The organism is Halosimplex aquaticum, assembly GCF_028747785.1.
GTDB classification, from domain to species: domain Archaea; phylum Halobacteriota; class Halobacteria; order Halobacteriales; family Haloarculaceae; genus Halosimplex; species Halosimplex aquaticum.
Map to the genome: position 1 here is coordinate 1,881,116 of NZ_CP118158.1, position 20,275 is coordinate 1,901,390.

18 protein-coding genes are annotated in these 20,275 nt (G+C 68.3%); 10 read left to right on the top strand and 8 right to left on the bottom strand.

Annotation, left to right across the window (positions count from 1 at the left end; translation table 11 throughout):
* Window positions 1–449: 449 nt before the first annotated feature.
* Both rdfA and PSC72_RS09515 read left to right on the top strand, forming a co-directional pair.
* The gene (rdfA, locus tag PSC72_RS09510; protein WP_274325642.1) at window positions 450–1,070 is read left to right on the top strand and encodes a rod-determining factor RdfA; all 621 of its coding nucleotides are present in this window, start codon (window positions 450–452) and stop codon (window positions 1,068–1,070) included.
* A gap of 149 nt (window positions 1,071–1,219) precedes the next feature.
* Window positions 1,220–3,160, top strand: a complete 1,941-nt coding sequence (locus PSC72_RS09515; protein ID WP_274325643.1) for an archaea-specific SMC-related protein — start codon at window positions 1,220–1,222, stop codon at window positions 3,158–3,160.
* A gap of 696 nt (window positions 3,161–3,856) precedes the next feature.
* On the opposite strand, the gene PSC72_RS09520 is transcribed toward PSC72_RS09515, so the two are convergent.
* Entirely contained in the window at window positions 3,857–5,503 is a 1,647-nt protein-coding gene (locus PSC72_RS09520) for an aryl-sulfate sulfotransferase (protein ID WP_274325644.1), read from the bottom strand.
* Window positions 5,504–5,712: 209 nt separating this feature from the next.
* A complete protein-coding gene (locus tag PSC72_RS09525; protein WP_274325645.1) occupies window positions 5,713–6,456 on the bottom strand; it encodes a ribonuclease H-like domain-containing protein in 744 nt (247 codons plus the stop codon).
* 185 nt (window positions 6,457–6,641) lie between these two features.
* Here PSC72_RS09525 and PSC72_RS09530 point away from each other — a divergent pair, with 185 nt between their 5' ends.
* From PSC72_RS09530 to PSC72_RS09540, 3 genes are all read left to right on the top strand, one after another.
* Entirely contained in the window at window positions 6,642–7,541 is a 900-nt protein-coding gene (locus tag PSC72_RS09530; protein ID WP_274325646.1) for a hypothetical protein, read from the top strand.
* Window positions 7,538–8,512: a DUF7537 family lipoprotein gene (locus tag PSC72_RS09535; protein WP_274325647.1), complete on the top strand. Its 975-nt coding sequence runs from the start codon at window positions 7,538–7,540 to the stop codon at window positions 8,510–8,512. Before PSC72_RS09530 ends, PSC72_RS09535 begins: the two co-directional genes overlap by 4 nt.
* 154 nt (window positions 8,513–8,666) lie before the next feature.
* Entirely contained in the window at window positions 8,667–9,755 is a 1,089-nt protein-coding gene (locus tag PSC72_RS09540) for a type II glyceraldehyde-3-phosphate dehydrogenase (protein WP_274325648.1), read from the top strand.
* A gap of 36 nt (window positions 9,756–9,791) precedes the next feature.
* Here the strand turns inward: PSC72_RS09540 and PSC72_RS09545 are convergent, their stop codons facing one another.
* Window positions 9,792–10,286: a metallophosphoesterase gene (locus PSC72_RS09545; protein WP_274325649.1), complete on the bottom strand. Its 495-nt coding sequence runs from the start codon at window positions 10,284–10,286 to the stop codon at window positions 9,792–9,794.
* A 102-nt stretch (window positions 10,287–10,388) separates the two neighbouring features.
* Between PSC72_RS09545 and PSC72_RS09550 the strand changes: the two genes are divergently transcribed.
* Together PSC72_RS09550 and PSC72_RS09555 are read left to right on the top strand one after the other, a co-directional pair.
* Window positions 10,389–11,225, top strand: coding sequence for an NAD-dependent epimerase/dehydratase family protein (locus PSC72_RS09550; RefSeq protein WP_274325650.1), 837 nt, complete (start codon window positions 10,389–10,391; stop codon window positions 11,223–11,225).
* 126 nt (window positions 11,226–11,351) lie between these two features.
* Window positions 11,352–11,507 (top strand): hypothetical protein, encoded by a 156-nt coding sequence (locus PSC72_RS09555; RefSeq protein WP_274325651.1) that lies wholly within the window; start codon window positions 11,352–11,354, stop codon window positions 11,505–11,507.
* A gap of 57 nt (window positions 11,508–11,564) precedes the next feature.
* Here PSC72_RS09555 and PSC72_RS09560 read toward each other — a convergent pair whose 3' ends face one another.
* On the bottom strand, window positions 11,565–12,779 hold the full coding sequence (locus PSC72_RS09560; RefSeq protein WP_274325652.1) for a phosphoglycerate kinase: 1,215 nt from the start codon (window positions 12,777–12,779) through the stop codon (window positions 11,565–11,567).
* Window positions 12,780–12,964: 185 nt separating this feature from the next.
* Here PSC72_RS09560 and PSC72_RS09565 point away from each other — a divergent pair, with 185 nt between their 5' ends.
* Entirely contained in the window at window positions 12,965–13,264 is a 300-nt protein-coding gene (locus tag PSC72_RS09565) for a hypothetical protein (protein ID WP_274325653.1), read from the top strand.
* Window positions 13,265–13,316: 52 nt separating this feature from the next.
* On the opposite strand, the gene gap is transcribed toward PSC72_RS09565, so the two are convergent.
* Entirely contained in the window at window positions 13,317–14,336 is a 1,020-nt protein-coding gene (gene gap / locus PSC72_RS09570; RefSeq protein ID WP_274325654.1) for a type I glyceraldehyde-3-phosphate dehydrogenase, read from the bottom strand.
* A gap of 153 nt (window positions 14,337–14,489) precedes the next feature.
* On the bottom strand, window positions 14,490–15,434 hold the full coding sequence (locus PSC72_RS09575; protein WP_274325655.1) for a M48 family metallopeptidase: 945 nt from the start codon (window positions 15,432–15,434) through the stop codon (window positions 14,490–14,492).
* Window positions 15,435–15,681: 247 nt separating this feature from the next.
* On the opposite strand from PSC72_RS09575, the gene PSC72_RS09580 reads away from it, so the two are divergent.
* Window positions 15,682–16,044 carry a hypothetical protein gene (locus PSC72_RS09580; protein WP_274325656.1) on the top strand — a complete coding sequence of 121 codons (363 nt, stop codon included), beginning with the start codon at window positions 15,682–15,684 and terminating at the stop codon, window positions 16,042–16,044.
* A 40-nt stretch (window positions 16,045–16,084) separates the two neighbouring features.
* On the opposite strand, the gene PSC72_RS09585 is transcribed toward PSC72_RS09580, so the two are convergent.
* Entirely contained in the window at window positions 16,085–17,800 is a 1,716-nt protein-coding gene (locus PSC72_RS09585; RefSeq protein WP_274325657.1) for a CRTAC1 family protein, read from the bottom strand.
* 4 nt (window positions 17,801–17,804) lie between these two features.
* Window positions 17,805–19,148 carry a DUF7405 family protein gene (locus tag PSC72_RS09590; protein WP_274325658.1) on the bottom strand — a complete coding sequence of 448 codons (1,344 nt, stop codon included), beginning with the start codon at window positions 19,146–19,148 and terminating at the stop codon, window positions 17,805–17,807.
* 150 nt (window positions 19,149–19,298) lie between these two features.
* Here PSC72_RS09590 and PSC72_RS09595 point away from each other — a divergent pair, with 150 nt between their 5' ends.
* On the top strand, window positions 19,299–20,219 hold the full coding sequence (locus PSC72_RS09595; RefSeq protein WP_274325659.1) for a HEAT repeat domain-containing protein: 921 nt from the start codon (window positions 19,299–19,301) through the stop codon (window positions 20,217–20,219).
* The last annotated feature ends 56 nt before the right edge of the window (window positions 20,220–20,275 follow it).

Genomic DNA, 20,275 nt, shown 5'->3' on the forward strand with positions numbered 1-20,275 from the left:
CTGGATATCATCCCTGCGTTATCCTATTCCGTTACGGTAACGTACCTTACGTTTTCGGCTGCATATCGACGTGTTTCACTAGAATCGCCATATTATCCACATCAATAACTTCTCTCTCGGGAATTTCGCACCCAGGCTCTCGGTACTAGTCTGAGTCTCGACTGATCGCCTATACGCGAATATAGTGGATATCACGCCCTCTACACAGTGTACTTGGGTAGTACTCAGCGCATAACGGTCTGCTGTAAATATCAACTCGACATATTAGATGTGGCTGTTACCTATAATCGGTCGCGGTTCGGGCCGTTCGCGAGCGGACGCGAGGCGACGTGTCGCCGTGGTTCGATCTACGATGAGACCGGCTACCGGGACGAAACCCGGCCGTACCCGAGGATTTCGGGTTGGACGAACGGAAGACCTATCAGCCAGTCCGTGGTAGCAACCGGTACATGACGAATCGACAGGACGAGCGTCCGGACAACAAGGTCGAGCGGGTCGTGCGCAAGTACGATTTGGGCGACCTGGGCCGGGAGCTGGAGCGACGGTGGACCGGGGAAGGGCGAGAGCGCCAGAGCCTCCGCGACCTCGCTCACTACTTCAATCGGCGCGTGCTCGAGAGCGCGATGGACGAAGCCGGTGTGGTGACCCTCCAGGGCGAACTGGAGAACATCTACGAGTTGCTCACCGACGACGACGTGACCGAGGGCGCGCGGACGCAGGCGCGCAATCGTCTCGAACGCGAGGGCATCGACGTCGACGAACTCAGCAGCGACTTCGTGAGCCACTACGCCATCCACACGTACCTGCGGGAGTACCGCGACGCCGAGTACGAGGCAGGCGACGACGAGAACCAGCGCGAGAAGTCGGTCGAGACGATACAACGGCTCACCAGCCGCCTGAGCGCTGTCACCAGGCGCAACGTGGAGAACCTCCGCTCGACGGACCGCCTCGACATCGGCCCGGTCGACGTCATCGCGGACGTCCAGGTGGTCTGCCAGGAGTGCGGCCGACAGGAGGACCCCATCGACCTCATCGAACGCGGGGGCTGTCGCTGCCACGTCGACGAGTGACCCTTACACTCGTATGTGTGTAATCAGTTCCGCCGATCGGGATCGATCGGCACGAGCACCGAGGGAGAACAGTCAGCGAGAGCGACCGTCGCGGACCGTGAGACGAACGTTGCAGTACATTTATAGACTGGTAAACGCACTCCGTACGTATGGGAGCGACTGATAGCATGGCGAAGTCTGTAGATGTCTCCGTGGAGAACGTGGGGGGGATCGACCGAACGTCGGTCTCGTTCACGTCCGGCGTGACGATCTTGACGGGGCGTAACGCGACCAACCGAACATCGCTGCTGCAGGCCATCATGGCCGGCCTGGGGAGCGACGACGTCTCACTCAAGGGCGACGCCGACGAGGGCCACGTCGAGATGACCGTCGGCGACGAGACCTACACCCGGACGCTCGAACGACAGAACGGGACGGTCGTCACCAGCGGCGACCCGTACCTCGACGACTCGGAGATCGCCGACCTGTTCGTCTTCCTGCTCGAATCGAACGAGGCCCGCCGCGCGGTCGAGCGGAGCGAGAACCTGCGCGACCTCATCATGCGGCCGGTGGACACGGCCGCCATCGAGGAGGAGATCGAAGAGCTCCAGACCGAGCGCGACGAGATCGAACAGCGCCTGGACGACCTCCAGTCGCTCCGGCACACCCTGCCGGATCTCGAGGAACGACGAACCGAACTCGAAGCGGAGATCGAGCAGAAGCGCGAGGAACTCGAGGAGAAGAAAGAGCAGATCGACGAGGCCGACCAGGACGTAGGGACGACCCGCGACCAGAAGGCCGAGCTCGAAGAGGCGCTGGAGGCGTTCCGCGACGCGCGCTCCGACCTCGAAGACGTGCGCTACAACATCGAGAGCGAGCGCGAGAGCATCAGCGCGCTGGAATCTGAGATCGAGACCGTGGAGACCGAGCTCACGGACCTCCCCCAGGAGGTCTCCGGCGACGTCACCGAGGTCGAAGACCACATCGAGCGCCTGCGCGAGCAGCGCCAGGCGCTTGACTCGACCGTCAACGAGCTCCAGAAGGTCATCCAGTTCAACGAGGAGATGCTCGAGGGCACGAGCTCCGACGTCGTCGCCGCGCTGCGCGGCGGGGACGCCGACCAGGTGACCGACCGACTCGTCGACGACCAGGTCGTCTGCTGGACGTGCGGCAGCGAGGTCGACCAGACCGACGTCGAGTCCACGCTGGACCGCATCCGCGACCTCCGCCAGGAGAAGCTCTCGGAGCGCCAGGACCTGCAGTCCGAGATCGACGACCTCAAGACCGAGAAGGCGACCTACCAGGAACAGAAGCGCCAGCGCTCGCAGCTCGAAGACCGGCTCGGTCGCGCCGAGTCCGAACTCGAACAGCGCCGCGAACGGGTGACGGACCTCGAAGACGAACGCGACCATCTCGAAGACCGCATCGACGAACTCGAGACGGAGGTCGAGCAGCTCCAGGACGAGACCCAGAGCGACCTGCTGGACCTGCACCGCGAGGCGAACGAACTGGAGTTCGAGATCAGCCGCCGGCAGGACGACCTCGAGGACGTCTCCGAGGAGATCGAGCACATCGAGTCCGAACTCGACCGCCGCGACGACCTCAAGGAGGAGCGCGAGGCGCTCCAGGACGAGATCGAGGACCTGCGGACGCGCATCGACCGGATCGAGATCGAGGCCGTCGAGCAGTTCAACGAGCACATGGAGTCGGTCCTGGAGATGCTCGGCTACGAGAACCTCGAGCGGATCTGGATCGAGCGCAAACAACAGCGAGTCAAGGAGGGCCGCCGCCGCGTCGAGAAGTCCGTCTTCGACCTGCACGTCGTCCGCAGCACCGACGACGGGACGACCTACGAGGACTCGATCGACCACCTCTCCGAGTCCGAACGCGAGGTCACCGGTCTCATCTTCGCGCTCGCGGGCTACCTCACCCACGACGTCTACGAGACCTGTCCGTTCCTCCTGCTCGACTCCATCGAGGCCATCGACTCCGACCGCATCGCCCGCCTCGTCGACTACGTCTCCGAGTACGCCGAGTACGTCGTCGTCGCCCTGCTCGAAGAGGACGCCCAGGCGCTCGACGACAGCTACCAGCGGGTCACCGAAGTCTGACCGCACTCGGTCGGCCGTCTCTCTTTCACGCCGCCGCTTCTCTCTGCCGCCGCGACGTTCACAACGACCCAGTCGGTCTCCGTCCGCCGACTCCTCGCAACGGTTCAGTGTCCAGTTACTCCCCCTGCCCCGCTCGTCGCCGACACCTCCACGCGGTTCTGATTCTCGGTCTCGAGTGACTCATTTGTGCAAACCGCGAATGCCGCCGGAGACTGTTTCTATCGACCCTGCACACCGACTTCAATAGTTTACTCGAATTGTAGTAACGGTGTATGACCAGATATCTCGTCAGTGATGTCTATTCGAGTATGATTCTGGAAGCGATCGCGCGCCGGACGGTCGATGGTCTCGCGTTGGCGTCCGCATCACGTCACTTCGAGTTCCCGAACCCAATCAGATCGGAATTCCGGTAGACGAACACCGCCGGTTCGGGAGACGTGGCCGGCCTCGGAGCCGACCGCGAGACGGCTGTCAGTGCCGTCTCCGAGCCGAGCGAACGTATGTTTCGGTATACCGAACAGCTATTTCCCCCGTTCACGGATTAGATGGGAGTGGAATACCCATCAATGATCAACTTATATACTAAATTTGATATCGATACGACGAACGGAGAGCGGCGCTCACGGCGGTTTGGTGAGCGTACTCGACGAGAGACCCGATCGGCGCGGGCGAGTACGGTGAATGCGGCCGAGCCACTCAGCGCGGTCGCACCGAACGGAGTGCCGCCCGAGCGCGGCCGAGCGGTGCGTACCGCGACCAGTACAGTTCAGCGCCGGCCCAGCAGAGCGCGGCGACGAGGGCGACGGCGCCGAACGCGAGGTCGGTGAACCGGACCCACGACGGGGCGGCGTAGAGAATTCCGTTGACGACGATGCTCGGCGTCACCTCCTTGAGCCCGACCCAGACCGTCTCGACGACGGTGCGGTCGGGGTGGGTGATGCGGCCGGCCGGAGGGACCGCGTCGGGGTCGGCGTCGTCGTTCGCGGGCTGGACGATCGGGACGCCGACGCCGGACCGGGCGCCGGACCCGGCGTCGGTCGTCCCGCGGGCATCGCGGATCGACCGCATGCTGTCGCCGCCGGCGCTCTCGTCGCCCGTCCCGAGCCGTTCGACGTCGTATGGCATGCCGACAGTGAGCGACCAGTTCACGCTCCCGTCGGGAGCGATCTGCGCGATGCGGTCGCCGTGGGTGTCGACTACCAGGGTGTCCCCTCCCGGCAGGCGGTCGGCGTCGCGCGGCCACTGGAGCCGGCTGTCGCGCCAGCCCCACGAGCGGCGCCACTCGCCGTCCGCGGCGGTCGTCACGTTGCCCGTCTCCGGGTCGACGCGCTGGAACTCAAGCACGCGGCTGTTCTCGGAGTCGGCCACGACGACGGCCGGCCCGCCCTGTGCGGGCGGGACGTAGTCCGGGTTGTGCTGCTCGTAGAGGACGTCGTAGTCGTCCTCGGCCCCGAGCGTCCAGTTCGCGTCGACCCCCTCACCGGGTTCGACGAACACGACGCGGTCCATGTTCCGGACGCTGACCATGAACCGACCGTCGGGCGTCACCTCCACGTCGTTGATGTGGGTCCAGTCGCCCGACGCACCGCCGACGTCGGGGGCGAAGTAACTGGAAGCGTTCCACTCCCAGACCGTCTCGTCGGTCGTCGTGTTGACGACGCGCACGCTGTCTCGCAGGATGTCCGCCACGGCGACGTGGGTGTCGTTGATCCGGTCGACGTCGTGCCAGCGCGCCGAGTAGATGCGCGGCGTCACCTCGCCGTAGACCTCGCGCTCCTCGCCTGTCGTCAGGTTCACTCGCTTGAACACGTTGTACGTGCAGCGTTCGGTCGAGACGTTCGCGCAGGCTTCGCCGTCGAGGTGTTTCGCCGCGAGGTACTCGACCGTGTAGTCGGTCCCCTCGACGGGGTCCACGTCGAAGTACACGCGGTAGGAGTCGTCGTAGTAGGCGACGTCGCCCACCCTGTCGAACGCGACCAGTTCCGCCTGTTCGTCCGAGGCATAGAACCCTTGCGTCCCGACGACAGTCAGGTTCTCCGGGTCGTGTTCGGCGGGGTCGACGAGCGTCCGCCCGTCCGCTCGGCTCGCCGCCCCGTCGGACCACTCGTCGACGGCGCCCGTGGTCAGCGACCCGTTCTCGCTCGGTTCCCTGTAGTCGGGCGGGCGGGTCTCGGGGGCAGCGACGCCTGTCTCGCCCGGGGCGGAGCCGCCGGCTCCGGGCGACCCGTGTCCGCGCGCGACGTTCGTCTCCGCCGTCGCGTAACTGCTCGCTACCGCTCCCGCCGCGAGGACCAACACGACGGCGAAGAGCGCGCGAGCGCTTCGTTTGGAGGGCCGGTTCATACCAGATCCCTGGCAAGCGTTCGTTAAGTTTCTTTAGATCCACCGACAGAGAGACCTCGGCGCCGCCAGTTCGTCCGGAAGTCGGCCGACAGCGGTGGGCTGTCGACCGCCGCGCGGGCCGCCTGCGTGCGGAGCGCCGACGGAACCGACTCAGCGCTATGAAGGAAAGAACAGGCAGAGCAGAGCGGGAGGGTTCGGCGGGCTGGCAGTTACTCCGGCGAAACGAACACGTCGCTGTCGAGGAGGTCGGTGACGTGGTCGGCGAGAAGTCGGAGGTTCTCGGTGTCGTCGCGGTTGTAGGAGACGAGCGTCTCCAGCGCCCCCTCGTCGCCGCGTTCGTACTCGCGCCAGAGGCGGACGGCGTCCTCGCCGGAGAGGTCCTGGCGGTCGCGTTCGATGCCGGTCTCCCGCTCGATGGCCTTGAGGCCGCCGGTGAGGCCCAGTCGCCGGCAGGGGTACATCAGGTCGACGTGGGGGACGTCGACGTCCACGTCGAAGGCCGACTCCAGGAACGGCACGTCGAAGCGCTTGCCGTTGAACGTCACGAGGAGTTTCGCGTCGTCGAGGCGGCGCTGGAGGCGCTCGGCGGTCAGGTCCCGGCCGGCGACGAACACCTCCGTGTCGCCGGGCGAGTGGGTCCCGACCACCGTCACGTCGTGACGGCGCTGGTCGAGGCCCGTCGTCTCGATGTCGAGGAAGCACGTCTCCTCGCGGAAGTTCTCGTAACACCGCCAGTGGCTCCCGGAGGGGAACCGCTCGCGGAAGAAGCGGGCGTCGCCGTCGTCCAGACGCTCGCTCGCCTCCGCGATGAACGACTCGATGTTCTCGGCCTGTTTGGCGCCGACGGCCGACGGAGCGAACGACTCCCAGCGGGTGACGCCCGCCTCCCAGAGGGAGCGCTCGGTCCGCTCGCCCACGCCCGTGACCGGAATGAAGCTGTTCTCGATGCGCACACTCCTCTGGTTCGCGCCGCCGCTCTTGGCTGTTTCGCTCACGGCCCGTCGCCATCCCCCGATCGCTCGCCCTCTCGTGCGGTCTGTCGACCGAGAGCCGACCGACCGACCGCGCTCGTGCGGGAGTAGCGCCCGCCAGCGCGCCGGCACGCCGCTTATGTCGGTCTCGCCCCTAGGAGCGACGGATGAGCCGGCGATTCGCCGCCGCGGCGGCGCTCGCGGTAGTGCTAGCCGGCTGTAGCGCGTTCGCTCCGACTGGCGACGCCGGGACACTGGCGGAGACGGTCACGCCGCTGTCCGTGCCGACCGACACGACCGCGCCGGGCGAGGCGCTCTCCCCGCCGCCCGGCGTCGCCGCCAACGGGTCGATCTCGCCCACAGCGCTCGGTGCCGCTCACCGCCGGGCACTGGCCAACCGCTCGTTCACCTGGTCGGTCGAGTACGAACGGCGGGACCTGAACGCCGGCGTCACCGTCGACGCCGTCTCGAAGCGGCTGCGAGTCGGACGCGACGGCTCGTACCTGTTCAGGACGGAGCGGTCGCCCGGGCATCGCGACGCGCTCTACGCGAACGGAACGGACGCCTACGCCCGGACGGTCCTCGGCAACGCCTCGACGGTCCGCCACCTCGCGAGCGTCATCGACTACCGCAACTACCTGACGACGACGCGGTCGCTGCGCCGCTACCTGCCGACGCGGGGCGCCAGCGTCGCCCGGGTCGAACGTGGTGGGCAGACGTTCTACCGCCTGCACGCCACCGCCCCGGCGCGCGGGATCCGCGACGGCCACCCGAAACTGACGATCCACAACTACAGCGCGACGGCGTATCTCACCCCCGCGGGGTTCGTCCGGTCGCTCGTCGTCAGCTACGACTATCAACTCCGGACGGACCGAGTCGCGGTGGCCCTGCGGGCCGACTACGGCCGCGTGGGCGAGACGACCGTCGACCGCCCCGAGTGGGCGACCGAGTCGAGAGGGGAGCGCGCCGCGACGGCGACCGGTCTTCCGACGAACGGCTCCTCCGGGCCCGCCCCGCTGCCGGCTACCCGGTCCCGAACCGACCCGGCGCCGTCGGAGAACCCATGACTCGCCGACGTCGGTGGGCGATGGCCGCGATCACGCTCCTGGTCGTCCTCGGCGGCTGTAGCGCCCTCTCGCCGTCGGCCGACGCGCCGGCCACCGACACGATAACGCCGGTTCCGGTCCCCTCCGCCACGGACTCGGCCGGGACGACGCCGACCGCGGCGGCGCCCACGGTCCGCTCGGACCTGGACTCGTTCCCGGGCGTCTCGGCCCGAACGGGCATCGACGTCGAGCGGTTGCTGTCGGCCCACGTCGCGTACCTCTCGACCCGGTCGTACACGGTCGAGTGGGCGCGCTGGACCGCCGGGGGGACCCAGTCCGTCGCCGACCGGTTCGAGCGGCGCGTCGAAGTCGCGGACGACGGCACCTACCTCCGCCGCGACCGGGGTGTCGGCTCCCGGAACGTCACGACGACGTACGTCGGCCCCGAGGGCGCCTACCGCCGCGTCGTCACCGACGAGAAGACCGTCGTCACGCCGGTATCCGTCCGCGACGACGACCCGGCCCGGGAGCGGTTCGCCCACCTCGTCGCCTTCGAGGTGAGCGCGTTCCTCCGGAGCGGGTACGACGAACTCGACGTCGTCGAACGGGGCGGTCGCCGCTACGCGCGGGTCTTCGCCACGCGGGCGCCGCCGGAACTCGCCCAGATCTACGACGCGTACGCGCTCCGCAACTTCACCGCCACGCTCTGGATCGCCCCGGAGGGGTACGTCCAAGCCGTCCACTACGAGTTCGACCTCGTCGGGACCGAGCGCAGTTTCTCCGTCGAGTGGCGCTACGCGTACACCGAAGTCGGCGAGACGACGGTGGACCGACCGCCCTGGGCGCCGACCGACGGGACGACACGCACTCCGGCGGACGCGACGATCGACGGACCGCCGCCGGAACTGACGCTCACGCCGGGGCCGACCCAGAGTCCCGACCCCTCGCGCGGTTCCCGGCCCGCCGTCTCGAACGCCACGGACCCCGGGTGACGGCGACCGACACCGCCGGTTTCTCGTGGCGTGCTATTGCGTGACATTGGCCACGTGAGGGGCTGACGTGCCGGAACTTCTTTTTCGCATCTGAGTTAATTTCTCGTAAAATATCGTGAAAAGAATTATGCCGGTGCCCGCCGAACGATTGGATATGATCCACGTCGGCGTCAACGGATACGGGACAATCGGAAAGCGCGTCGCGGACGCGGTGCGCGCTCAGCCGGACATGTCCGTCGCTGGGGTCGCCAAGACCAGTCCGAACTTCGAAGCGAAAGTCGCGCTCGAACGCGGCTACCCCCTCTACGCGGTCGACGAAGACCGCACCGACGAGTTCGCGGAGGCGGGCTTCGATGTCGCCGGCACCGTCGACGAACTCGTCGCCGAGAGCGACGTCGTGGTCGACGCGACGCCCGCGGGAATCGGCGCGGAGAACGCCGAGCTGTACCGCGAACACGACACGCCCGCGCTCTTCCAGGGCGGCGAAGACGCCGACGTGGCCGAGGTGAGCTTCAACGCCCGCGCCAACTACGAGGCCGCACGCGGCGCCGACTACGTCCGCGTGGTCTCCTGTAACACGACGGGGCTCTCGCGACTGCTCGCGCCGATCGTCGAGGAGTACGGCGTCGAGAAGGCCCGGGTCACGCTCGTCCGCCGCGGCGGCGACCCCTCCCAGACGGGCCGCGGCCCGATCAACGACACCCTGCCGGACCCCGTCGAGATCCCCTCGCACCACGGCCCGGACCTGAACACCGTCTTCCCGGACATCAGCGTCGACACGATGGGCATGAAGGTGCCCGCGACGCTGATGCACACCCACGCGGTCAACGTGACCCTGGAGTCGGAGACGGACGCCGAGTCCGTCCGCGAACTGCTCGACGCCGAGTCCCGGCTGTTCGTCCTGCCGCCGGAACTGGACATCGACGGGGCAGGCAAGCTCAAGGAGTTCGTCCAGGACGCCGGCCGCCCGCGCGGGGACTGCTGGGAGAACTGCATCTGGGGCGACTCCATCACCGTCGACGGCCGCGACATGTACTGCTTCCAGGCCATCCACCAGGAGGCCGACGTGGTGCCCGAGAACGTCGACGCCATCCGCGCCGTCGTCGACACCGCCGACAAGGAAGACAGCATGGCCCTGACCGAGGACGCCCTCGGCCTCGACGGCCAGATCGGGCGGTCAGTCCGCGACCCCGTCGCCCAGGCGCCCACGCTCACCGACGGCGGCCGCGAGTCCGACGAGTAACGGTCGCGCTCTCTTTTCGAGGTTCTCTCGCCGCGCTCAGAACAGTTCGAACCGCTCTATCTCGCCGCTGTCCGTGTCGAGGACGACCGCGTAGTGGCCGCCGGAGTCGCCCCCGAACGGGATCCCGCCGGGGTTGATCCGGACGGTCCCGTCGCGGTCCTCGTGGACGAACTCGTGGGTGTGTCCGTGGAGGACGTAGTCGTAGCGACCGCACTCGACCAGCGCGTCGACGAGCGGTGCGCCGGTGCCGTGATACACCGCGATCTCGCTCCCGTCGAGCGTCAGATCGCCCACTTCGTCGAGGTAGGTGCCGAACTCGTCGACCGTCGACCGGAGCGCCCATTCGCCGTCGTTGTTGCCGCGAACGGCGTAGAAGTCGAAGGCCCCCGAGTCGAAGGGGGCCGCCGAGAACGGGGCGACGACATCCCCGCAGTGGACGACGGCGTCGACGTCCTCGCGTTCGAAGACCGATACGGCTTCCTCGACCGCATCGAGGTTGTCGTGCGTGTCGGAGACGATGCCGAGTTCCATGCTCGGCCGTTCGGCCACTCGCCCAATCAAGGCTTCCCCTCGGAAACCGGCGCCGACCGCTCCATTGCGCGGATTGAAGGAGAGCCGCGCCGAACGAGCGGTATGGACGTACTCATCACCGGCGGCGCGGGCACGATCGGCACGGCGATCACCGACCACCTCGGGGACGGCGAGCACTCGTTCACCAGCCTCGACGTCGAGGAGCACCCCGACCCCGACGTCGAGTCGGTCGTCGCCGACGCGACCGACGAGGAGGTCGTCCGCGAGCAGGTCGCCGGCGCCGACGCCGTCGTCCACCTCGCGCGCGTCCAGATGGAGGTCGGCGGCACCAGCGACCAGTCCGTCGTCTGGAGCGAGGAGCACCTGGAGAACCTGCGACTCCACGCCTCGGTGTACAACGCCGCCCTGGAGACGGGGCTGGACACGTTCGTCTACGCCTCCTCGAACCACGCCGTCGGGATGTACGAGAAGACGAACATGCCGGACATCTACTACGGGGCGAACGTCGAGGTAGACCACACCGTCCAGCCCCGCCCCGACTCGATGTACGGCGTCGAGAAGGTCTACGGCGAGGGCCTGGGCCGGCTGGCCGCCGAGTCCTCGGACCTGTCGGTGTACGCCCTCCGGATCTGCGCGGTGCGCGACCCCGAGTACGACCACCCCTTCGGCGACGCCGAGCGCGGCGTCGACAGGGGGAGTTTCGAGCGCGACTCGGACGCCTACGACGAACAGGTCGCCCGACTGCGCTGCATGTGGCACTCCCGACGGGACTGCGCTCAACTGATCGAGCGCTGTCTCGACGACGACTCCGTCTCCTTCGACGTCTTCTACGGCGTCAGCGACAACCGGAACCGGTGGTTCGACATCGACCACGCCCGCGAGGTGCTCGGATACGAGCCCGAAGACTCCGCCGACGAGTGGGACGAACCGCCGAACTGACCGCCCAGAACCGGGCGTCCGTTCTCTCCGCTGGCTGCCCGGCACCGAGGGATTAACTCGCCGCCGAGTTATTTTATTTCGCCCCTCAGAGAAAGAAATTTAGTCGCAGTCGCCCAACGGAGGCGTATGCGAGACACCGGTGACGACTGGACGCGGCGGCACGCACGGCTCGACGCGAGCGAGGACAGCGAGGAAGGAGACCCGGCGGACGGCGAGAGCGTCGTCAGAGCGGACCCACCGGCGGACGACTGGGAGAGCCGTCACGCCTGGTGTCGGCGGTAGCGTCGAGAGGATCGTCGGCGGGTCGGAGTCAAAAGATCGAACCGAACAGCTCTCCGGTCAGTTCCCGCTTTGTAGCGCCTCGACGCCGACGAGCCGCTCGCCGGTGAGCGCGCGGATGTAGGCGCCGCCGGCGATGGAGACGTGGTCGAAGTCGTCCTCGCTCAGCCCGTACATCTCGATGGCGCGGGAGGTGTCGCCGCCGCCGACGACGGAGAAGCAGTCGGTCTCGGCGATGGCTTCGAGGACGCCGACGGTGCCGTCGGCGAACCGCTCGTCTTCGAACAGGCCCAGCGCGCCCTTGACGAAGACCGCCTCGGAGTTCTCGACGAACGCGGCGTACTCCGAGACGGTGTTCGACCCCACGTCGAGGAACGCCCGGTCTTTCTCCGCGATGTCCTCGACTTCGATCTCGTCGCGCTCGCCGTCCTCGTCCTCGAAGGCCAGGTCGAGCGCGAGGTGGATCTGGGTCTGGTACTCGTCGAGGATGTGTTCGATGGTCTCCTCGTTCTCCTCCCACTGCTCGTCGAAGAGATCCATCCCCTCGATGTCGCGGCCGACGGGCACGTCCGCGGCTCGCAGGAAGAGTTCGCCGGCGATCCCGCCGAGGAGGAAGTCGTTCACCTTGTCCTCCAGCGCGGTCATCACGTCGATCACGTCCGTGGCCTTGGTCCCGCCGACGACCATCGTCACGTTGCCGTCGAACTCGCGCTCGGCGATGGCGGTGTTGGCCTCGTACTCGGTCTCCATGACCCGACCCGCGTAGGCCGGGAGCGCCAGCGGGAAGCCCACGAGCGAGGCGTGCGAGCGGTGGGCCGCCGAGTAGGCGTCGTTGACGTAGGCGTCGAACTCCGGCGCGAGCGCCCGGACGAACTCCGTCTCGGCTTTGACCGTCGGTTCTTCCTCGGGCAGTTCCTCGTCGCACATCCGCGTGTTCTCCAGCAGGAGGACCTCCCCGCCGTCGAGGTCGTTGATGGCCGAGATGGCCCGGTCGCCGAACGTGTCGGGGACGAACTGGACCGGGCGGCCGACGTGGTCGGCGAGGATGTCGGCGTGCTGTTCGAGCGAGACGAAGGTGTCCCGGCCGGGTCGGCCCTGGTGGGCCATGAGGACGACCGCGAAGTCCCGGTCTGCGAGTTCGCGCACCGTCTCGGCGTGGCGGTCGAAGCGGCGGTTGTCCTGGACCTGTCCGTCCTCGACCGGCGAGTTGAGGTCGAGGCGGACGAGGACGCGCTGGCCGTCGTCGAGGTCGTCGAGCGTCTTGAACGCGGGCATGGTTGGTGTCCGAAGCGTCGCCCGGCGACGAGAAAAAACCGCGTGGTCCGGCCGGGTCGCAGTCGGTGACTCGGACTACCGTACCACCTCGGCCGGGCCCGAGACGTCCCTGCGGACGGATCCCAGGGTACCGGAATACTTGTATCCTCACACACACGTCGTTCGGGCAGGAGAGGGGATCACCGATGTCCGACGAACTCGCCGCGATTCTAGACGACCTCCACGAACTGGGCTACGAGACGGTCGACCGCGTCGAGGGCTTCGAGAGCGAGGCGAGCGGCCGAGTGCCTCTGCCCGAGGAGCATCGCCGCGAACCCGAGACGGATTGGCGCCGGTACCTCCCCCGGGTCCACTGCGACGCGGGCGACCCGGACCTCGTGCCCGACGACCTGCGGGAAGCGGTCGAGGCCCGCGGCTGGACCGTCCAGGCGATGGGGCGGAGCGACGACGCGGTGACCGTGGTCGTCTCGGAAAACGGCGTCTGAACCGGCTCGGGTACCGGCGAAGCGCGAAGAGAAGTCGGGCCGCGGAGCCGATTCAGTCCTCTGCGACGTACTCGGCGACGTCGAGCATGCGGTTGGAGAAACCGAACTCGTTGTCGTACCAAGTGAGGATCTTCGTCATGCCGTTGACGATGTTCGTCGACTGCAGGTCGACGTACGAGGAGTACGGCGTCCCCTGGATGTCAGAAGAGACGACCTCGTCGTCGGTGACGCCGAGCACGCCCTCAAGTTCGCCCGCGGCGGCCTCGCGGAACGCCTCGTTGACGTCGCCCTCGGTCACCTCGTCGTTCAGGTCGGCGACGAACTCCGTGATCGAGCCGTTCGGGACGGGCACGCGGATGGCCATCCCGTCGAGTTTGCCCTCCAGTTCGGGCAGGACCTCGGTGGCGGCCTGCGCGGCGCCCGTCGAGGTCGGGACGATGTTCTCGGCGGCGGCGCGGCCGCGGCGGGTCTTGGCCTTCGGGCCGTCGACGAGGTTCTGCGAGCCAGTGTAGGCGTGGACGGTCGTCAGCTGGCCGGCCTCGATGCCGAACTCCTCGTCCAGCACCTTCGCGACGGGCGTGATGGAGTTCGTCGTGCAGGAGGCGTTGGAGACGACGTCCTCGCCGTCGTACTCGTCGTGGTTGACGCCGTAGACGATCTGCTTGACCGGCTTGTCGCCCTTCGGCGGCGCGGAGATGACGACCTTGTCGGCGCCCGCTTCCAAGTGCTTGCTCGCGTCGTCGTAGGTGCGGAAGATGCCGGTACACTCGAATGCCACGTCGACGTCGAGGTCGTCCCACGGGAGCTGCGCCGGGTCGGTCTCCTCGTGGATCGACGCGGCGAAGTCGGTCCCGTCGACCGTGAGCACGCCCTCGTCGAGAGTGACGCCGTCGAGAGTTCCCATGACGGTGTCGTACTTCGCGAGGTACTCCATGTCGTCGTCGTCCATCACGTCGTTGATACCGACGACTTCGACCCGCGGGTCGCCCAGCGATGCGCGGAATACGTTGCGGCCGATGCGGCCGAAGCCGTTCAACCCGATCCGAACAGTCCCCTCGTTAGATCCGCTCATGCTGGCTAGTCAGTGTCCCGATGCGAGTATAGGGTTTTCGAAGACGAAACAGAGCCAGTCTGCGTTCGGCCCTGCGGATCGGGCCGCGTCGGCAGCGAAGCGCTCGACGGGTCCCCACGCCGACGAACCTCCGCCCTGAAGGCGGTTCCGACGTCACCGCTCGATTCGAACTTGCCGCATGGCCTCCGAGCGCTCGACGAGTCGCTGGACGCGCTCGTCGGTGGAGGGGTGGGTCGACAGCATCCGCGTCAGCGGGCCCTCGTCCTCGCCGTTGACGTACAGCGGCGACAGCAGCGACCACGGCGACGTGCTGGCCCGCTCGATCTTCCGCAGCGCCCGCGCCAGCGCGAGCGGGTCGCCCGTCACCTCCGCCGCCCGGTCGTCGGCCGCGAACTCCCGCCGGCGCGAGTGGGCGAGCAGCGCCAGCGTCAGCGCGAAGAAGACCAGCGAGACCGACCCCACCACCGCCCGCTGGACCCGCCCCGGGACCGTCCGCGACCAGGCCTCCGGCCGCCCGCGGATCCACGCCACGCCGCGGGCGACGCCCGCCCCGATCACCAGTACCGGCGCCAGGACGAGCACCACCACTCCGGACAGCGTCTGCATGACGCTGTACCCGAACGTCTGGACGAGGCTGTCCTTGCGCTCGATGTGGGCCAGTTCGTGCGCGCAGATGGCCGACAGTTCGTCGAGGGTGAGCAGTCCGAACAGCCGTCGGTCGACGATCACGTGGCCCGCGCCCAGTCCGCCGCCGAGCGCCAGCGCGTTCGGCTGGCCCATCTCCGCGACGAGCACGTCGGGCCGTTCGATCCCCATCCGGTCGCTGTAGGCGCCCAACCGCCGATACAGCGCCGGCGCCCGACCGTCCGGGAGCTGCCAGACCTGCAGGTCGCGGAGGATCTGGGCCGTTCCCACCTGGTAGCTCACGAACGCGAACACGACCGTCGCCACGCCGAGATAGAGCGCCAGCGTCGACAGCGGGGGTCTGAGCGCCCACACCGACCGCGCGAACAGGTAGATGAAGTACGCGCCGGCCAGATACACCGCCAGGGTCACCACCCCGACCACGACCATCAGCCCCCGCAGTATCCAGCGCATACCGGAGCGTCCGTCTGCGTCCCTGAAAACCCTTCCTGGCTAGATGAACTCGCGAATGGTCGGGGTATCTACCGCGGTGTCCCCGGAACCGCAGGGACCGGGGACTTTCACGCCGTTTGCGGTCACGGGAGTCCTGCAGGCTGTCGTGCTGTCCTCGTTCACGTTCGTTCTCCACCGGAGTCGGAACCACCCATCACAGCTACTCGTAGCCAGCACGCTGATTTAGCTGCAGCAGAGAGGTGAGAGCATGGACGGCGACACGGCGCTGAACGCGGTCGGGGCGGCGCTAGTGCTCGCCATCGTCGCCGGCCTCGTCGTGGTCGGGCTCAACTTCGCCGGGGGCGCGTCGGGCGGCGACGCGCCCGATGTGGACTGGACGGTCGAGCGGATCAACGACACCGCCGTCCGCGTGACTCACGCCGGCGGGGAACCGGTCCGGACGGAGGAGATCAGAGTGACGGTCGACAGCGTGAGCCGGTCGACGGACTGGACCGACCCGGTCACCGAGAACGAGAGCACGGTCGTCCAGGCGAGCGAGGGGTCGCTCGTCCGGATCGTCTGGAACGGCGGTCGGGGCGACCGCGAACGGATGCACAGCGAGCGAGTCTAAGCGGTGGGGAAACGGAAGTCGGGAGCGAACGCGACGGCTCTCAGTCCCCGTCGTCGGCGTGCGTGAGGTTCGCCACGGCCTCGACGCCGTCGGGGCCGACGCGGTAGCGGGCGCCGGCGTCGACCTCGAAGGATTTCTGCGTGCCGTCGGGCCAGGTCACGTCGAGGGTGGCCGTCTCCGCGCCGCCGAGGCCGACGTGGAGCGCGCGGCTCTCCTGGGAGAGGAAGTCGCTCTGGTCGGTCTGGCGGACGACGGCGACCTCCTCGCCGCCGGCGGAGACGGTGACGTTCGCGCCGAGGGCGGTCGCGCCCGCCCCGTCGACGACCTCGAACTGGACGGCGGCGCCGCCGTCGACGGTGTTCTCGTAGAGGACCGTCGGCCCCTCGTAGGTCGAGAGGACGATGTCGCGGTCGCCGTCGTTGTCGTAGTCGAGCGTCGTCATGCCGCGGCTGTCCTGGTGTTTCATGCCGTGGACCGACTTGTTGACGCGGGCGAAGCCGGTCTCGTTGCGCTGCCAGACCTGCGGGACCGTCCACTTCGGGTCCTCGTAGTCGACCTTCACCGTGTGCTGGGTGCTGTGGATCAGGTCCCGGCGGCCGTCGTTGTCGAAGTCGGTGAGGCTGGCCGACCACCCCCACCCGCCGTGGCGGACGCCGTACTCGCTCGCCTTGTCGACGAACTCGCCGCCGCCCTGGTTGATCAGCAGCGTGTTGCCCTCCGTCCGGCCGGACTTGATGACGAACGAGAGGAACCGCTTGAGGCGCTCGTAGCGCTCCTCGCCCATCTTCTGCTTGTCGATGGGGATGTAGATGTTCGTGACGAAGACGTCCATCCGACCGTCGCCGTTGACGTCCGCGACCTCAGAGGCCATGCCGTTGCGGGCCGTCGCGCCGCCGAGCAGGCGCTGGGAGAACTCGCCGTCGCCCTGGTTGAGGTAGATGGTGTCGTTGTTGTAGTCGTTCGCGACGTGGATGTCCGGCCGGCCGTCGCCGTCGAAGTCGACGAAGCTCGCGGCGAGGCTCCAGCGAGTGCCCCGGATGCCCTCTGCATCGACGCGCTCGAACGTGCCGTCGCCCGTATTTTCGTAGAGGAAGTTCGGGTTGCCGTTGTCGTTCGGGACGTGGCCGGACTGGTAGAAGTGGCCCTTGGGCTTGTCCTCGTGCCAGTCGCCGGACTGGTAGACGAAGAGGTCGGTGTCGCCGTCGCCGTCGTAGTCGGCCGCGGCGGCCCCGAGCGGGTAGGTCAGGTTGCCGATGCCCACGTCCGCTCGCTCGAAGGTGCCGTCGTCGTTGTGGAGCGCGACCGGCGGGGCCTCCTTCCGGAAGAAGAGGAGGTCGTCCCACCCGTCGCCGTCGTAGTCGACGACGGAGGCGCTCTTGTGCCAGTCGGTCAGGTTCGGGAACGACGCGACCCGCTCGAACTCGCCGCCGGCGTTGTGGTAGAGGACGGGCCGCTCGCCGCCCATGGCGAGCAGGTCGTCCCACCCGTCGCGGTCGTAGTCGAGGACGTAGACGGCGTTGTTGCCGGCGCCGACGCCCGTGCCCGACCCGTGATAGTTCAGGCCGGCCTCGGCGGTGGCGTTCTCGAAGGTGAGCGGTTCCGAGGGGTAGTCGTTCCCCCCGCCGCCCAGGTCGCCGAGCGCACCGGAACACCCCGAGAGGACGACCAGCGCGGCGACGGCGAGGATCAGGGGGGCGCGAACGCGACCAGCGGTCGAATCAGCAGCGGAATCGCGGGCCGAACGGAGGGCGCGCATCGACTCACCCCTCCGGGAGCGCGCGGTTCTCGCGCGTCGGGACGACGTAGGTGCCGCGGTTCACCGTCTCGACGTAGTTCACGATGCCGTGGTCCTCGGGCGCCACGTCCACGTCGTACTCCTCGACGTTCATCGCCTTGCGCGCCTCGACGAACGACTCCAGGCGCCGCTGGACGGAGGTGAAGTTGAAGCCCGTGTGCTCGGGCGCGTCGGTCGCGAACCCCTCCGAACGACGGAGGATCTTCGGCGAGAAGTCGTCCTCGCCGCGGGCGCGGGCGACCTTCTGGGAGTGGCCGACGACGCCGTGTTCCTCGGCGTGCTCCTCGATGTTGTCGACGTCCTCCTCGGTGATCCCGCTGTCGCTCCCTAACCCGGAACCGTCGGGGCCGACCTCCTCGGAGGAGTGGGCGGGGCAGAACATCCGGTCGGTGCGCTCCTCGTGGTCGTGGTCGTACCACTCGTCGAGGTTCAGGCGCAGACGCGAGAGGGCGAGCGTCGTCCCGCCGGCGAAGGGCCCCTCCTCTATCTTCACGCCGTCCTCGCTGGGGAGGCTGTCGGTGAAGCCCGACTTGAAGCCCATCGAGAGGGGCGCGCTCTCGGGGATCTCCTCGTGGTCGAGTTTGTCGGCGGGGATGCCCTTGCCGGCGAAGCCGGTCCGGCGCTCGGCCACGGAGAAGACGCCGTCGAGCGACCCCTCCACCTCGATCCCGTTGACGGTCTCCTTGCGCCCCATGAGCGCCTCCTCGGCGGCGAGGACGACCGAGCCCACGTCGCTGGTGAGGACGACCGTCGCGTCGAACCCGTCGGTCTTCTCCGGGTCCTCGCCGACCTCCTCCAGCATCGTCTCGGGGCGGAGGAGCGAATCCGGCACGTCGCCGAACCGCTCGAAGTAGCGCGGCGCGTAGCCGATCAGGTAGAGCAGCCCGCGGTTGAACGTCGCGCCCGTCGCGCCGCCGGTGCCCCACTGGAAGGCCCGCTCCAGCGTCTCGAAGGCGGCGTCGACCTGCTCGCGCTCCTCCGCAGTCGGCGGGTTCGACCCCTCGTAGGAGAGACCGAGTACCAGCTGCTGCTGCGGAGGGACGGTGTTGCCGTGCGCGTCTAGCACGAGGTACTCGCTCCACTTGTGGATGGCATCCGGGAGCGCCGAGGGGTCGCCCCGGGGGACCATCCGCGACTCCGGCCCCGCGTCCGTCTCCGAGTCCTCCGCCGTCGGTTCCGCCGTCTCCTCGTCGCCGAGCAGCGACCGCTCGCGAGACAGGCAGGCAGACAACGCGCTCGACCCCCCGATAGCCACTGCCGATCTGACAAACTGGCGTCGTGGTATCCCACGCTCCCGATCCGATTGCATCACTTCTGGTAACGATTCACGCGGCAAAACTCTTTTCCAAACTCACACCCGCCGCTGCGGGACTTCGCGGCGTCGACGGCCGGCCGCTTCGGGGAAGCCACACCGGACTGACCGCCACGTATATACGACTGCCGGGGGTGAGCAGTAGACATGTCTGACGGGTCTACCGCGCCACTCGCGGATGTCGATCTCGAATCGCTGACCGCGGCCGACGTCGACGACGAGGAGGTACGCGCCGCGCTCGGATCGGACGACCCCGTCGTCCGCCAGCGCGGCACCCGCGTCTGTGCGACGCTCGCGGCCCGCGACGCCGACGCGGTCCGCCCGCTGGCCGACGACATCGTCGCTCGCCTGGCCGACGACAGCCTGGCGGTCGCCCGCCACGCCGGAACCGCCCTCGTGTCGCTCTCGGAAGCCCACCCCGAGGCGGTCCGCGGCGACCTCGATCCCGTCGTCGACTTCGCCGAGAGCGACCTCGGCGGCGTCCGCATGGTCGGTGCCCGAGTCCTCGGGAACGTCGTCGTCGACCGCCCGGCCGCGGTCGCCCCCTACGTGGGGCGACTGGTCGCCGCCGTCGCCGACGCCGAGGGGACGTACGTCCAGTCCGACCTCGAAGAGCACGCCGAAGCGGCCCAGGCGGCCGACGACGTGGCCGCCGAGAACGTCGCGCGAGCCAACAAGGAGGAAGCCCAGAAGCGCGTCGTCGCGCGGGCCGCGCTCGCCAACGTCGTCGTCGCCGTCGCGGAGGACGACCCCGACGCGGTCGCGGGCCTCGTCGACGAAGTGGCCGCCCTCCTCGCAGACCCCGACCCGAACGTCGTCGGCGCCGCCCTCGACACGCTCAACGCTGTCGCGGAGGACGACCCCGACGCGGTCGCCCCCGCGGTCGACGCGATCGCCGACTGCCTCGACCACGGCGACGAGATGCTGCGCGCCCGCGCCGTCCGGACGCTCGGCTTCGCGGGGGCGACCGAGACTGTCGACCGCCTCCGCGAGGTCGCCGAGACCGACGACGACGAGGACGTCCGCGACCTCGCCGCGGAGACGGCCGACTACCTCGAAACGGCCTGACCGGCGGCGAGACCTCTCGTCGGCTCCCGTTCCATTTCGTCGGTTCTCGACAACGG

What these genes read in the sequence shown, in the direction of transcription:
- PSC72_RS09555 (WP_274325651.1), top strand. Translation starts at nt 11,352, where the DNA reads ATGCGAGACACCGGTGACGACTGGACGCGGCGGCACGCACGGCTCGAC.
- PSC72_RS09535 (WP_274325647.1), top strand. Translation starts at nt 7,538, where the DNA reads ATGACTCGCCGACGTCGGTGGGCGATGGCCGCGATCACGCTCCTGGTC.
- PSC72_RS09515 (WP_274325643.1), top strand. Translation starts at nt 1,220, where the DNA reads ATGGGAGCGACTGATAGCATGGCGAAGTCTGTAGATGTCTCCGTGGAG.
- PSC72_RS09540 (WP_274325648.1), top strand. Translation starts at nt 8,667, where the DNA reads ATGATCCACGTCGGCGTCAACGGATACGGGACAATCGGAAAGCGCGTC.
- PSC72_RS09595 (WP_274325659.1), top strand. Translation starts at nt 19,299, where the DNA reads ATGTCTGACGGGTCTACCGCGCCACTCGCGGATGTCGATCTCGAATCG.
- PSC72_RS09560 (WP_274325652.1), bottom strand. Translation starts at nt 12,779, where the DNA reads ATGCCCGCGTTCAAGACGCTCGACGACCTCGACGACGGCCAGCGCGTC.
- rdfA (WP_274325642.1), top strand. Translation starts at nt 450, where the DNA reads ATGACGAATCGACAGGACGAGCGTCCGGACAACAAGGTCGAGCGGGTC.
- PSC72_RS09520 (WP_274325644.1), bottom strand. Translation starts at nt 5,503, where the DNA reads ATGAACCGGCCCTCCAAACGAAGCGCTCGCGCGCTCTTCGCCGTCGTG.
- PSC72_RS09530 (WP_274325646.1), top strand. Translation starts at nt 6,642, where the DNA reads ATGAGCCGGCGATTCGCCGCCGCGGCGGCGCTCGCGGTAGTGCTAGCC.
- PSC72_RS09550 (WP_274325650.1), top strand. Translation starts at nt 10,389, where the DNA reads ATGGACGTACTCATCACCGGCGGCGCGGGCACGATCGGCACGGCGATC.
- PSC72_RS09565 (WP_274325653.1), top strand. Translation starts at nt 12,965, where the DNA reads ATGTCCGACGAACTCGCCGCGATTCTAGACGACCTCCACGAACTGGGC.
- gap (WP_274325654.1), bottom strand. Translation starts at nt 14,336, where the DNA reads ATGAGCGGATCTAACGAGGGGACTGTTCGGATCGGGTTGAACGGCTTC.
- PSC72_RS09590 (WP_274325658.1), bottom strand. Translation starts at nt 19,148, where the DNA reads ATGCAATCGGATCGGGAGCGTGGGATACCACGACGCCAGTTTGTCAGA.
- PSC72_RS09580 (WP_274325656.1), top strand. Translation starts at nt 15,682, where the DNA reads ATGGACGGCGACACGGCGCTGAACGCGGTCGGGGCGGCGCTAGTGCTC.
- PSC72_RS09545 (WP_274325649.1), bottom strand. Translation starts at nt 10,286, where the DNA reads ATGGAACTCGGCATCGTCTCCGACACGCACGACAACCTCGATGCGGTC.
- PSC72_RS09575 (WP_274325655.1), bottom strand. Translation starts at nt 15,434, where the DNA reads ATGCGCTGGATACTGCGGGGGCTGATGGTCGTGGTCGGGGTGGTGACC.
- PSC72_RS09585 (WP_274325657.1), bottom strand. Translation starts at nt 17,800, where the DNA reads ATGCGCGCCCTCCGTTCGGCCCGCGATTCCGCTGCTGATTCGACCGCT.